At 74.6% G+C, this 12688-nt stretch carries 10 protein-coding genes; 5 read left to right on the top strand and 5 right to left on the bottom strand.

Annotation, left to right across the window (positions count from 1 at the left end; genetic code table 11):
- Positions 1-18 precede the first annotated feature (18 nt).
- The gene (locus tag ACZ6TV_RS25565; RefSeq protein ID WP_465299772.1) at positions 19-1788 is read right to left on the bottom strand and encodes a TerD family protein; all 1770 of its coding nucleotides are present in this window, start codon (positions 1786-1788) and stop codon (positions 19-21) included.
- A gap of 193 nt (positions 1789-1981) precedes the next feature.
- Here ACZ6TV_RS25565 and ACZ6TV_RS25560 point away from each other — a divergent pair, with 193 nt between their 5' ends.
- The 3 genes from ACZ6TV_RS25560 to ACZ6TV_RS25550 all read left to right on the top strand — a co-directional run bounded on the left by ACZ6TV_RS25560 (position 1982) and on the right by ACZ6TV_RS25550 (position 5810).
- Positions 1982-3568 (top strand): DUF4139 domain-containing protein, encoded by a 1587-nt coding sequence (locus tag ACZ6TV_RS25560; RefSeq protein ID WP_465299771.1) that lies wholly within the window; start codon positions 1982-1984, stop codon positions 3566-3568.
- Between the two features lie 113 nt (positions 3569-3681).
- The gene (locus ACZ6TV_RS25555) at positions 3682-4779 is read left to right on the top strand and encodes a hypothetical protein (protein ID WP_465299770.1); all 1098 of its coding nucleotides are present in this window, start codon (positions 3682-3684) and stop codon (positions 4777-4779) included.
- On the top strand, positions 4773-5810 hold the full coding sequence (locus ACZ6TV_RS25550) for a glycosyltransferase family 2 protein (RefSeq protein ID WP_465299769.1): 1038 nt from the start codon (positions 4773-4775) through the stop codon (positions 5808-5810). The genes ACZ6TV_RS25555 and ACZ6TV_RS25550 overlap by 7 nt, the downstream gene beginning before the upstream one ends.
- Before the next feature lie 29 nt (positions 5811-5839).
- On the opposite strand, the gene ACZ6TV_RS25545 is transcribed toward ACZ6TV_RS25550, so the two are convergent.
- On the bottom strand, positions 5840-7105 hold the full coding sequence (locus tag ACZ6TV_RS25545) for an MFS transporter (RefSeq protein WP_465299768.1): 1266 nt from the start codon (positions 7103-7105) through the stop codon (positions 5840-5842).
- Between the two features lie 45 nt (positions 7106-7150).
- Here ACZ6TV_RS25545 and ACZ6TV_RS25540 point away from each other — a divergent pair, with 45 nt between their 5' ends.
- A complete protein-coding gene (locus ACZ6TV_RS25540; RefSeq protein WP_465299767.1) occupies positions 7151-7984 on the top strand; it encodes a glycosyltransferase family 2 protein in 834 nt (277 codons plus the stop codon).
- A 25-nt stretch (positions 7985-8009) separates the two neighbouring features.
- Here ACZ6TV_RS25540 and ACZ6TV_RS25535 read toward each other — a convergent pair whose 3' ends face one another.
- From ACZ6TV_RS25535 to ACZ6TV_RS25525, 3 genes are read right to left on the bottom strand one after another with little or no spacing between them, the layout of a single operon-like run.
- Positions 8010-8858 (bottom strand): SDR family NAD(P)-dependent oxidoreductase, encoded by an 849-nt coding sequence (locus ACZ6TV_RS25535; RefSeq protein WP_465299766.1) that lies wholly within the window; start codon positions 8856-8858, stop codon positions 8010-8012.
- Positions 8855-9793: an alpha/beta fold hydrolase gene (locus tag ACZ6TV_RS25530; protein WP_465299765.1), complete on the bottom strand. Its 939-nt coding sequence runs from the start codon at positions 9791-9793 to the stop codon at positions 8855-8857. Before ACZ6TV_RS25530 ends, ACZ6TV_RS25535 begins: the two co-directional genes overlap by 4 nt.
- Positions 9790-11268 (bottom strand): flavin-containing monooxygenase, encoded by a 1479-nt coding sequence (locus ACZ6TV_RS25525; protein WP_465299764.1) that lies wholly within the window; start codon positions 11266-11268, stop codon positions 9790-9792. Before ACZ6TV_RS25525 ends, ACZ6TV_RS25530 begins: the two co-directional genes overlap by 4 nt.
- Before the next feature lie 65 nt (positions 11269-11333).
- Here ACZ6TV_RS25525 and ACZ6TV_RS25520 point away from each other — a divergent pair.
- Positions 11334-12688: PucR family transcriptional regulator (locus ACZ6TV_RS25520; RefSeq protein ID WP_465299763.1), on the top strand; the 1355-nt coding region annotated here is incomplete at its 3' end.

The following is a 12688-nucleotide window of genomic DNA, read 5'->3' as shown; positions in this document are numbered from 1 at the left end:
TCCACCGCCGGCCCCGCCTCAGTCGTCGTCGACGGTGACGCCGTGCAGGGTGGCGAGCTCGGCGAGGCCGTGGTCGTAGCCCTGGCCGATCGCGCGGAGCCGCCAGTGCCCGTCGCGCCGGTAGACGGTGGCCAGCAGCAGGCTGCGTTCGGTGGTCGCCGCGTCCAGGGTGGCTCTGGCGTGGGTGGCTCCCGCGCCGGTACGGGCGACGAACTCGACCGGCCCGAGATCGCCGAACGAATGGGTGCCGGTGATGGCGGCGGCGATCACGATCCGGCTGACGTCCTCGGGAATCCTGCCGAGGCGGACGTCGACGAGCGTCTCGTGCGGCACGTCCAGGGTCAGCTCCACGGACCCGTCGGCGGCGGCCGGCTGGTTGTAGAAGACGAAGTCGGCGTCGGCGCGGACCTGCTCGTCCTGGTCGGTGAGGAACGCGACCACGTCGACCTCCGCGTCGGTGCCGGCCGGCCACGTCACCGACACCGACCAGTCCGCCACGTCGTCCGGCAGGTCGATGACCTCCCCGCGGGACAGGACCGCGACGGCCGCGGGCACTGCGGTCGCGGGCCCGGCGGCCGGCGCCGGCATCGCGGCGGCCGGTGACAGCGCGTCCGGGTCGGTGACCGGCAGGCCGAGCGAGGTCACGGTCGCCCAGCGGCGGTCCTTCTCGGCGCCCGGCAGGGCGACGACGTCGGTGACCCGGGTGGTGAGGTTGACCGCGGCGATCCCGCCGAGGTCCGCGATCCGGTTGCGGGCCTCCGCCGCCTCGGCGTGGGTCCCGCCGAGGACGAGCAGGCACCGCCCGGACAGCGGCCCGGTGGGCCGGCGCGGCGACGGCACCGCCGCAGCTGGCCCGCGGCCCTCCTGCCTGGGCGTGCCGGGCTCCACGTCGCCGAGCAGCGCCGCGAAGGTCGCCTCGTCGACGACGGGCACGGCGTACAGGGCAGCGGCCTTCAGCTTCGAGGTCGTGCCCGCCGGGTCGTTGGTGACGAGCAGGCCGGTGCGGCCGCTGACGGTGTTCATCACGTCCAGCCCCGCGCCGGTGGCGCGGGCCGCGAGCGCGTCCCGGGCGGTGGCGGTGCTGCCGGTGATGGCGACCTTCGCGCCCTGGACGAGCGGGCGGCCGGGCGTCCACCTGCCCGGCCACGCCCACGGGCAGACGGGCCGCGGCAGGCGGGCCGGGTACACCCGCTCGGTCGCCTCCGCGTCGCAGGCGCTCAGCGGCAGCTCCAGGGCGAGGGTGTCGGCGGCGGCGAGGCTGTGCCGGAGGATCTCGGTGAGGACCCGGGTGTCGTCCTCGGCGTCGTGCGGCCGGGCCTGGGCGACGCCCCAGTGCGCGGCGAGCGCCGCCAGCGACAGGTTCGCCGTCGGCAGGTCGAGGCGGCGGCTCAGCGCGAGGGTGCACAGCCGGGTGCTGACCGGCAGGCGGTGGACGGCGCGGTGCGCCTCCGCGGCGAGGAACCGCCAGTCGAACGCGGCGTTGTGCGCGACCAGGACCCGCCCGTCGAGGAGCTCGGCGAGGTGCCCGACGACGGTGTCGAAGCGGGGCGCGCCGGCGAGGCGTTCCCTGGTGATCCCGTGGATGTGCACGGGTCCCGGGTCGCAGCCCGGGTCGACGAGCGTGGACCAGACCGTGCCCAGGGTGCCGTCGGGCTCCATCTGCGCGACCGCGACCTGCAGGACCCTGTCCCTGGGCGCGTGCAGGCCGGTGGTCTCCACGTCGACGACGGCGTACCGCAGCGGGTAGCGCGTCGCGGCGGAGGTGGGCAGCGTCAGCGGCACCGTCACATCGAGCTCCGTCCGTTCTCGGGGGAAGGCGATTCTCGGGCCGCCGCGGCGCCGGTGACGGACGCGGCGCACGGCGTGTCGCGCAATGCGGCCGACCGGCGCGCCCCGGCGGGCGGAACGGTCCATGGGGCATGCCCCGAACGGCGGCGGACGCGCACCGGCGGGGGTGACGGCATGCGTTACGGTGCGGGACGTGCAGAACTCGATCGTGGCGGTCACCGTCTACCCCCGGCAGGCCAGGGTCACCCGGCGCGGCCGGGCCACCCTCGAGGCGGGCGAGCAGCTCGCCGAGATCGGCCCGCTGCCGCTGAGCATGGACGGCGACTCGATCCGGGTCAGCGGCCGCGGCCCGGCGACGGTCCTCGGCGTCGACGTGGTGCTGCGCCGCCACCCGGCCCCGTCCGACGGCACCGTCACCGCGGTGCAGCAGGAGCGCCGGGCCCTCGACGAGGAGCTCGCCGAGATCGCGGACACCGAGACGGTCCTGCGGCAGCGGCAGGCGTTCCTGACCACGCTCGGCGAGCGGGCCAGCGGCGCCTACGCGCGGGCCCTCGCGACCGGCGACGCGGCGGCCGGGACGGTCACCGCGTTCACCGCCACGATGGGCGGCGAGCTGACCGCGGTCCTGGCCGGCATCCGCGACCTGCAGCGGCGGCGCACCGAGGTCACGGAGCGGGCGGCGGCCCTCGACCGGCAGCTGGCCGACCTGTCCGGCAAGCGGGAGCCCGACGCGCGCTACGCGGTCGTCGCGCTCGCCGTGTCGGAGCCGGGGCCGGTCGAGCTCGACGTGACGTACCAGGTGCCCGACGCCGGCTGGCGGTCCACGTATGACGTGCGGCTGACCGGCGAGACCCTGCGCCTGACCTGGTTCGGGCTGGTCGAGCAGCGCACCGGCGAGGACTGGCCGGAGTGCGAGCTGGCGCTGTCCACGGCCCGGCCGTCCGGCGCCGTCGCGATCCCCGAGCTGCAGCCGTGGTATCTCGACCTGCTGATCCCGCCACCGCCGATGCCGCCGATGCAGTCGTTCGGCGCGTACGGCGGCGCTCCCGGCGCGATGCCCGCCCCCGCCGCCGCGATGGCCCCGGCGCCGCGCCGGATGGCGAAGGAGGCCCTCGACGGGTTCGCCGAGGTCGAGGTCGCGCAGGCGACGGTCGAGGAGGGCCCGGTCGCGGCGACGTACCGCCCGGCCCGCGCCGTCCCGGTGCCCGCCGACGGCACCACCTCACGGGCGACGGTGCTGATCCTGGACCTCGCCACCCAGCTCGACCACGTCGTCGCGCCGGCGCGGTCCACGGACGTGCACCTGCGGGCCAAGGTGACGAACACGTCGCAGCACACGCTGCCGCCCGGGCAGGCCGCCGTCTTCCACGAGGCCGACTTCGTCAGCAAGACCGCCCTGTCGACGTGGGCGCCCGGCGAGGAGCTCGAGCTGGCGCTCGGCCTCGACGACCGGGTCCGGGTGGAGCGGGAGCTGACCCGCCGCACCGCGACGAAGGCGACGCTCGGCTCCAGCCGGCGCCGGGAGGTCGAGTACCGCACCACCGTCGGCAACTACACGGGCCGCCCGGTGCGGATCACGGTCCTGGACCAGCTGCCGGTCAGCCGGCACGACACGATCGCCGTCAAGGAGAACGTGCTGGAGCCGCAGCCGGCGGAGCGCACCGACCTCGGCGTCCTCACCTGGCGGCTGGTCGTGCCGGAGGGGCAGAGCCAGACGGTCCGGCTCGGCTACCGCGTCGACACGGGCAAGGGCGTGGAGATGTCGGGATGGCGCGAGTAACACGATTCAGCAACGGCGACGGCACGATGGAGTAGCGCGGCGGCCCAGCCGGGGCAGTGCTTGGCCAGCGGGTCGAGAGAGGTCGATGTAGAGTCCTCTGGGTGGTCACTTCGATGACTTCAACGGGGAACCTGCAGGCCTACGACTACCGGTATAAGCGCAACATCGCGGAGCTGCGCTACTGCTACGTCCTGAATCCGGCCTCACCGCACAGCGCATGGGCGCTGCGCGAGATCATCGAGCCGGCGTTCCGCGCCCTGCACCGCGACTACGGCGTCACCGCCGAGCCCCTCGCCTACGGAACGCTCCCTGAGCACCGCCCGGGCGTCACCTACGTCGTCTACGGCCCGACGAACCCGCTGCTCATGCCCGACGAGGAGCGGCACTACCTGGCGGCCCTCGCCGCGACCGGCGCCAGGACGAACGTCATCTCGGCGTATCCGCTGACCGACAGCAACGAGGACGGGCCCGGCTACGCGGCGGCGCGCACCGCCGTGCCCGAGCTGTGCGACGCGCTCGACGTCAACGCGATCTACCCCGACCATCTCGACCTGGCCGTGCGGCTGCGGACCAACACGTGGCAGGACGTCTACGTCAACGCGATCGGCGAGACGATCCGCGTCAAGTACCACCCGGCGGAGAGCGCCGACCCCGGCGACCGGGCCGTCCTGGACCGGCTGCGGCGCCAGCACGCCGGCGACGTCGCCGAGCTCGCCCGCATCCACCGCGATCACCACCTGTGGCAGCGCAAGCCCTACACCGACGGCTCGATCATGTTCACCCACGACGGGCACTGGCTCGTCTCGCAGACCGTCACCGACAAGTCGCGGATGACCTCCGCCGACTACGACCTGATCACGTCGTTCGACGAGGGGCAGCAGAGCCTCACCTACACCGGGGAGCGGCTGCCGAGCTCCGACGCCCCCGAGTTCCTGATGCTGAGCACCCTGCTCGCCATGCACGAGCGGCGGCCCCGGCTCATCGTGCACTTCCACCACCGGGAGCTGACCCGCGGCCCGCGCTTCCGCGACCTCGTCTCCGACGCGCGGATCGAGGGCGGCCGCTTCGCCGCCGGCCGGCACTTCTTCCGCGAGCTGCGGCAGCGGTCCACGAACTGGTTCATCATCCGCGAGCACGGCATGGTGTGGACCGGCGACTCCGTGGCGGAGTTCGACGACTACGTCCGCGGTGTCGTGTCGCCCACGTGCTGAGCGTCGGGGTCGCCGCCCGTAACGAGGAGGCGACCCTCGCCCAGACGCTCCGGTCGATCGAGGTGGCCGTGGCGGCGCTGGATTCGCCGGCGGGCGCCGTCACGGCGGAGATCATCGTCGCGGTCAACGGCTCCACCGACCGGACCCGCGAGATCGCCGACGCCTGGGCCGCCGGGTTCGCCGGTGCGCCGCGCGGCGGCGTCACGGCCCGCGTCGTCGGGTCCCCGCCGGGGCTCATCGAGGCGCAGCGGGTCATCGCCGGGCTGGCCCGCTCCGGGGAGCACCTCATCCTCGTGGACGCCGACTGCGTCCTCGACCCGGGCTGCCTGCGGGAGCTGGTCGCGGCGATGGCCGAGCACCCGGAGGCGGAGGCCGCGTGGGCCAGCATGGTCCCCGCCGACCTGCACGGCCGGCCCGGCTTCTGGCGGCCGGTGTTCAACTTCGCCGACTACCACCCCGACGTGATCCGCCGCGGGCGGCACCTGTGCGGGCGGGCGTTCGCCGTGCGGCACTACGACGTCGCGTGGCGCGTCCCGCACCGGCGGGTGACCGGCGTCGACCCGCGCACCGCCGCGTACCTGAGCCTGGACCGCGGCCCGATCAGCGACGACTCGTTCCTGTCCCGGGTCATCATCGACCGGCACGGCACCGGGGCGATCCACCACGCGGCCGCCGCCCGCGTGCTGTTCCAGCCGATCCCGCGCCTACGCGACTTCGCCCGCGCCCAGCGCCGCAAGTCCTACGAGGCGCACCGCCTCGACCTGCTGTTCCCCGAATGGCGCGGGGTCCGCCGCCGGCACTTCCGCCGCGAGATCGACGCGGCCGCCTACGCCCGGCTCCGCCCGGCCCAGCGCCTGCAGTGCCGGCTCTACCTGCTGCTGTACGCCCTGTCGGGCCGCCTCGCCGCCGTGCGCCTCAAGGCCGGGCTGACCCTGGTCCGCCTCGGCGTGCCGCTGCGCCCGTGCGAGGTGTGGCCCGTCGTGGAGGGCACGAAACGCCCGTTCACCGGCGCCGCCGCCCCGGCGGGGTGAGCCGCGCCGCGCCCGCGCCGCGGCGGGTGCTACGTGCGCTGTGGGACGGCGACCTCGGGCTCCTGCGGGGTGGCGGCGGCGACCTCGTGGCGGCGGGCCAGGAACAGGACCGGCAGGGCGATCGCCTGGAGCAGGCCGCCCAGGACGAAGGAGGCGGGATAGCCCCACAGGTCCGCGACCCGGCCCAGGCCGGGCTGGGTCACGACGCCGCCGCTGCTGGCCACGAGGGAGTCGAAGGACAGGACGGTCGCGCGCCGGTCCGAGGGCAGCAGGCCGTTGAGGTACGCCTGGCGCGACGGCAGCATCGCCGCGGACACCATGCTGTAGCAGGCGAGCATGGCCATCGCGAGCGGTACACCGCCGGCGAGACCGAACACGACGAGCAGCCCGCCGTTGAGCACGACCCCGGCGATGACCACCGACATCCGCCAGCGGAACAGCCGCTGGAACGCCATCGCGAGGAGACCGCCGACGGTCTGCGCGGCGGCGTTGACCGCCGCGGCGATGCCGAGCAGGCCGTAGGCGTGCGGGTCGCCGGCGAGCCGCAGCAGGTAGGGCTTCATCGTGAACGCGACGTAGTAGCTGACCCCGGCGGCGACGACCGCGCCGAGCATCACCCAGCGGACCGCGGGCCGGCCCCACCCGTGCCGGACGGACTCGGTGAGCACGCGGCGGACGTCCTGCAGCGGGCCGCCGGCCCGCCTGGGTGTGAAACCGATGTCGTGCATCACCCGCCAGGCCACGACGGTGAGCGTCAGCAGCAGCGCCGCCCGGATGAGGAACGGCACGCCGACGTCGGTGACCTGCGCGACGTACGCGCCGCCCAGCGACCCGGCGAGGGTGCCGATGCCGGTCACGACCTGCGCCCGGGCGAAGATCTTCTCCAGCTTGCCGTCGTACTCCAGGAAGTGCAGCGCGTCGACGAGCCACGCCTCGGTGGCGCCGGAGAAGAACGTGAACCCGATCGCGAGGACGACCGACACCGCCGCCCACGCCCACACGTCCGCGTGCAGGCGCCAGGCCAGCCAGTACAGCAGCGTCGTGAGCGTCAACGTGCCGCCGCCGAGCAGGTAGGACGCGCGGCGCCCCCACGTGTCGGCGATCGAGCCGGTCGGGATCTCGAACACGGCGTAGCCGAGCGTGAAGCACGCGTTGGCGGCCAGCGCCTCCGTGTTGGTGAGGCCCGCCTCGAACAGCAGCAGCGAGTTGATGCCCCAGATGAACGTGACGGCAAGCGTGTTGAGCAGCACCAGAGTGAGATAGGTGCGTCGCACGCGGCGGCTCGTCACACCCATGCCGCCAGCTTAGAGCCTGGCAACCATCTATTTGGAGGTTTGTCGATGAAGGTGAGCGTGGTCCTGCCGTGCTACAACGCGGGCGCGGCGCTCGGCCGCTGCCTGACCGCGCTGCGGCGGCAGGAGCTCGGCGGCCACACCCTGGAGGTCGTGGTCGTCGACGACGGGTCCGACGACGGCACCCGGTCGCGGATCGGCGCCTTCGACGAGGGGCTGCCGCTGGTGTACGTCCACAAGCCGCGCACGGCCGCCTCCGGGCGCTCGGCCGCCCGCAACACGGGGATCGGGCGTGCGTCCGGCGACCTCGTCGTCATGATCGACCCCGACCACGTGTTCCCGCCGGACCTCCTCACCCGGCACGCCCGCCACCACGAGCGCCGGCCGGACCTGGTGCTCACCGGCCCCCGCCACCGCCTCGGCGACGGGGAGCTCCCCCTGGACGCGTTCCTGCGGGACTGGTCGTTCGCGGACCGGCCGGCCACGCCCCGCGACATCCGGGTCTGGGTCCTGGACCGGCTCGGCGGCGACCTGGACGCCTTGGCGACCTGCTGGCTGTACGCGTTCAGCTGCAACCTGTCGGTGCGCCGCGAGCACCTCCTGGCGGTCGGCGGGTTCGACGAGGGGTTCACCGGCTGGGGCCTGGAGGACTCGGAGCTCGGGTACCGGCTGCGCCGCCACGGCCTCGCCTTCGCGTTCGACCCGGAGGCGGTGCTGTACACGTGGGAGCGGGGCGGCATGACCCCCCGCCGCTACGCCGACTGGCGCCGCAACCTCGCCCACTTCACCGCCAAGCATCCCGGCCCGGACGTCGCGGCGCTGCGCCTCCTCGACGACACGCTCAACCCTGACGTCGACGTCGAACACGCGGCCCGGTCCTGAGACGACCGGGCCGGCGCGGCGATCCCTAGCGGGGTGAGAGCCGGCGTTCCAGGCGGGCGGCGAACTTCGGGTACGCGCGCGGCAGCCACCGCACGAGCAGGTCGACGGACTTCGCGTCGCCGCCGACGAGGATCCGCGGGCGGCCCGCCTCGACGCCGCCGACGATGATGCGGGCGGCCTTCTCCGGCGGCATCTTCAGCAGCTTCTCGTTGTAGAGCCGGGTCCGCGCCTCGTCCCGGGCGGTCACCTGCGCGCCCCGCCGGCGGGCGTCCTCGATCGCGGCGGTCGCGATGTTGGTGCGGACGCCGCCGGGGTGCACGACGCTGACCCGCACCGGGTGCCCGGCGGCGAGGAGCTCGCCGCGCAGCGCCTCGGTGAAGCCGCGGACGCCGAACTTCGCGGCGCAGTAGTCGCTGAGCGCCGGCTGCGCCATGATCCCGTTGAGGCTGGAGACGTTGACGACGTGCCCGTCGCCGGACGCGATGAGGTGCGGCAGGAACGCCTTCGTCCCGTGGATGACGCCGAACAGGTCGACGGCGATGGTGCGCTCGTACGCGGCCCAGTCGCTGTCCAGGACACTGCGCCCGCCGCCGGCGACCCCGGCGTTGTTGTACACCTGGTGCACGACCCCGAAGTGCGCGGCGACCGCGGCCGCGTAGTCCTCCACGGCCGCGCGGTCGCTGACGTCGAGCGGCGCGGCGTGCACCTCGGCGCCGAGGGCCTTGACCTCCTCGACGGTGCCGGCGAGCCCGGTCGCGTCGACGTCGCTGACGGCGAGCCGCGCCCCGCGCCGGGCGAGCTCGGCGGCGAGCTGCCGCCCGATGCCGGACCCGGCGCCGGTGACGACGGCCACCTTGCCGCGCACGCCGCTCATTCCGCCACCCCGGCGCCCGCGGCCCGGCCGGGAACTCCCGGGGTGCCGGTGGCTGCGGTGATGTGGGCGGCGGTGAGGGTGACGATGCGGTCCACGACGCCCGGGGAGAAGTGGTGGCGCATGCCGGGGATCTCGACGTGCCTGGCGCCCGGGATCGCCGCCGCCGTCGCCCGGCCGCCGCTCGGATGCACCATGCGGTCGGCGTCGCCGTGGATGACCAGTGTCGGCGCGGTGATGGCGCGCAGCTGCGCGGTCCGGTCGCCGGAGGCCTGGATGGCGCCGATCTGCCGGCCGACCCCGGCGGCGTTCGGCCGGCCCGACCCGCGGTCCCACATGCCGGCGACCCAGGCGCGTTCCTCCGCCTCGTCCGGCGGGAACTGCGCCGACCCGATGTGCCGCAGCAGCGACAGGTGCCGCTCGACGGCCTGCTCCACGGTGCGGGCGGGGCGCTTCGCCATCCGCAGCATCGTCGACGGCGCCGGCTGGCCGACCTTCCGGTGGCCGGTCGTGGAGAAGACCGACGTGAGCGTCGCGACCCGGCCGGGGTGCCGGGCGGCGAGGGTCTGCGCGATCATCCCGCCCATCGACATGCCGAGCACGTGCACCGCCCCGGTGCCGAGGTCCTCCAGGAGCGCGTCCACGTCGCCGGCCATGTCGCCGAGGTCGTACGCGCCGGGGACAGGACGGGCGAACAGCTGCCGCAGCATGCTCGGCGGCCGGGCCCGGACGCGGGTCGAACGGCCGGCGTCGCGGTTGTCGAGCCGGATGACGCGCAGCCCGTGGCCGGTGAACCCGTCGAGCATCCGCCGCGGCCACGAGGTCAGGTCCAGGCCGAGCCCGGCGATGAGCAGCAGCGGCGGGCCGTCGTCCGGACCGTCGACCCGGTAGCAGATCCGCCGGTCGCCGGGCAGCTCGACGAAACGGTCCTCGCTCACGCCGCCACCTCCGCCGCGCTGCGGGCCGGGGTGAAGCGCAGCTCGGGGTCGTCGACGCGGCCGGCGCGCAGGAGCTTCACGTCGGAGTGGTAGTCCATCGAGGTGAGCCAGGGCATGCGGTCTCCTTGCCTGGGCAGCTGGTCGACGACGCGCTGGATGTAGCCGGCGGCGAAGTCGAGGAACGGGCGGGTCGGCATCGCGGGGTCGCCCGGCTCGGGCCGGCACACGCCGGCGCCGATGGCGTCCATGTGCGCCAGGATCCGGCAGAAGTGCTCGCAGAGCAGCCCGATCTTCAACGTCCACGACGAGTTGGTGTAGCCGATCGCGAACGCGAGGTTCGGCACCCCTGACAGCATCATCCCCTTGTACGCCACCGTGTCCGGCAGCCGTACCGGGACCCCGTCGACGGCGAGCGACAGTCCCGCCAGGGCCTGCACCTGGAGACCGGTGGCGGTGACGATGACGTCCGCTTCCAGCTCGCGGCCCGATGCCAGCAGCACCCCACGCTCGGTGAAGGTCGTGACCCGGTCGGTGACGACGTCGGCGGTACCCCGGCGGACGGCCCTGAACAGGTCACCGTCGGGGACGGCGCACAGCCGCTGGTCCCACGGGCCGTAGGGCGGGTTGAAGTGCTCGTCGACCGGGTAGCCGGCCGGCAGCTGCTTCGTGTTGACCCACCGGATCAGCCGCCGTGCCGCCTTCGGGAAGCGCCGGCAGAACCGCCAGATCGCGCGCTGCTGGGCGATGTTCTTGCGGCGGGTCGCCCGGTAGCCGCGCTCCTCGCCCAGCCACCGCCGCAACGCCTTCGCCACGGGGTCCTTCTTCGCGACGGGCATCACGTAGGACGGCGTGCGCTGCAGCATCGTCACGTGCGCGGCGGTGGCGGCGAGGGCCGGCACGAGCGTGACCGCGGTGGCGCCGCTGCCGATGACCAGGATCCGTTTCCCGGCGTGCTCGAGGTCCTCCGGCCAGTGCTGCGGGTGCACGACCGGACCCGGGAAGCGGTCCCGGCCCTCGAAGTGCGGGGTGAAGCCTTCGTCGTACCGGTAGTAGCCGCCCGCGCAGAAGAGCCACCCGGCGGTCAGCCGCACGCGTTCGCCGGTGTCCGCGCGCTCCACGTCGACGTGCCAGCGGCCCTCCTCGGACGACCACTGCGCGCCGCGCACCCGGTGGTGGTAGCGGATGTGCGCGTCGAGGCCGTTCTCGGTCGCCGTCTCGCGCAGGTACGACAGGATCCGCGGCGCCGTGGCGATGGACTCCTCGTCGCGCCACGGCTTGAACTCGTAGCCGAACGTGTGCAGGTCCGAGTCCGAGCGGATGCCCGGATACCGGAACAGGTCCCAGGTGCCGCCGGACGCGGCGCGGCCCTCCAGGATCGCGAACGTCTTGCCGGGCAGCATCGTGCGCAGGTACCGGCCGGCGCCGATCCCGGAGATGCCCGCCCCGACGACGATGACGTCGAGATGCTCGCTCATGACCTCGACGATGCGCCACCGCCGCCGCCTTGCGCCAGTCCAACCTGCACCGAAATACTCACCGTATGGTGCAGAATGCTGCGGAGGTATCGTGGCCGCCGCTGTCGCCGCAGGTCGCCGAGCTGTTCCGGCGCGGCGCGGAGATCGCCCTCGACCCGCGTGCCGACTGGATCGAGGAGCTGCACGCGGCCGCGCTCGGCGGCGACCGGATGCGGCCCGTCGCCGCCGACCCGGTCCTCGCGGAGGCGACGAAACGCGCCAACCTCGCCAACCTGCGGCACTGGGCGGCGCGCAACGTCCTGCACCCGGGCCGGCGCGTCCCGGCGAACACCGGCGCGGAGGCCCTCGACGCCGCGCGGGACATGGTGCGCCGCGGCCTGGACGAGCGCGGCCTCGACGCGTACCGGACCGCGCAGAGCGTCGCGTGGCGGCGGTGGATGGAGATCTGCTTCGACCTGACGTCGGACCCGGCGCTGCTGCGCGAGCTCCTGGACGCGTCCGCGCTGTCGATCACGACGTTCATCGACGACACCGTCGCCGCCGTGTCGCGGCGGATGGAGGCCGAGCGGGCCGAGCTGACCCGGGGCGCGTCCGCGGAGCGCCGGGCCGCGGTCACGCTGCTGCTCGAAGGGGCGCCGATCAGCCGGGCCCGGGCCGAGGCGCAGCTCGGCTACGGCCTGACGGGACCGCACACGGCGGCGATCGTCTGGGGCGCGGCCGGGCAGCTCGAAGGCGCCGCGGAGACGGTGATGCGGGCGGCCGGCGCCGCGCACCGGCTGACGGTCGTCGCGGGGGCCGCCGCGCTGTGGGTCTGGTTCCCCGCCGCCACCGCCCCGTCGCTGGACCGGCTCACCGGCCATCTCACCGGCCATCCCGAGGTCAGGGTCGCCGTCGGCCGGCCCGGCACCGACGTGGACGGGTTCCGCCGCAGCCACCTCGACGCGGCCGCGGCGCAGCGGATGCTGATCCGGCTCACGTCGCCGCAGCAGGTGGCGCGGTACGAGGACGTGCAGCTGGTCGCGCTGCTCACCGCCGAGCCGACCCTGGCGGAGGAGTTCCTCGCCGACACCCTCGGCGACCTGGTGCACGCCGACGCCGCCACCCACGAGACGGTCCTGACCTACGTGCGGGAGCAGTGCAGCACCACGCGGGCCGCGGAGCGGCTGTACACCCACCGCAACACCGTGCTGCGGCGGCTCGCCCGCGCCGACGCGCTGCTCCCCCGGCCCCTGGCCGAGAACGTCGTCAGCGTCGGCGCGGCCCTGGAAATGCTGCGGTGGGGGGGGGGGGGGGGGGGGGGGGGGGGGGGGGGGAGGGGCGGCCCCCCCCCCCCCCCCCCCCCCCCCCTTCCCCAGCCCCCCCCCCCCCCCAACCTGACATCGCCAACCCCACGAGCGCCAAAACACCGAATGCCCGCGCA

This window comes from Dactylosporangium sp. NPDC051087, from assembly GCF_055586325.1.
Note: the sequence above shows the minus strand (reverse complement) of the source record. Positions and strands in the feature narration are given on the sequence as shown.

Coding starts and splice junctions, on each gene's coding strand:
- ACZ6TV_RS25555 (WP_465299770.1), top strand. CDS start 3,682: ATGACTTCAACGGGGAACCTGCAGGCCTACGACTACCGGTATAAGCGC.
- ACZ6TV_RS25545 (WP_465299768.1), bottom strand. CDS start 7,105: ATGGGTGTGACGAGCCGCCGCGTGCGACGCACCTATCTCACTCTGGTG.
- ACZ6TV_RS25540 (WP_465299767.1), top strand. CDS start 7,151: ATGAAGGTGAGCGTGGTCCTGCCGTGCTACAACGCGGGCGCGGCGCTC.
- ACZ6TV_RS25535 (WP_465299766.1), bottom strand. CDS start 8,858: ATGAGCGGCGTGCGCGGCAAGGTGGCCGTCGTCACCGGCGCCGGGTCC.
- ACZ6TV_RS25525 (WP_465299764.1), bottom strand. CDS start 11,268: ATGAGCGAGCATCTCGACGTCATCGTCGTCGGGGCGGGCATCTCCGGG.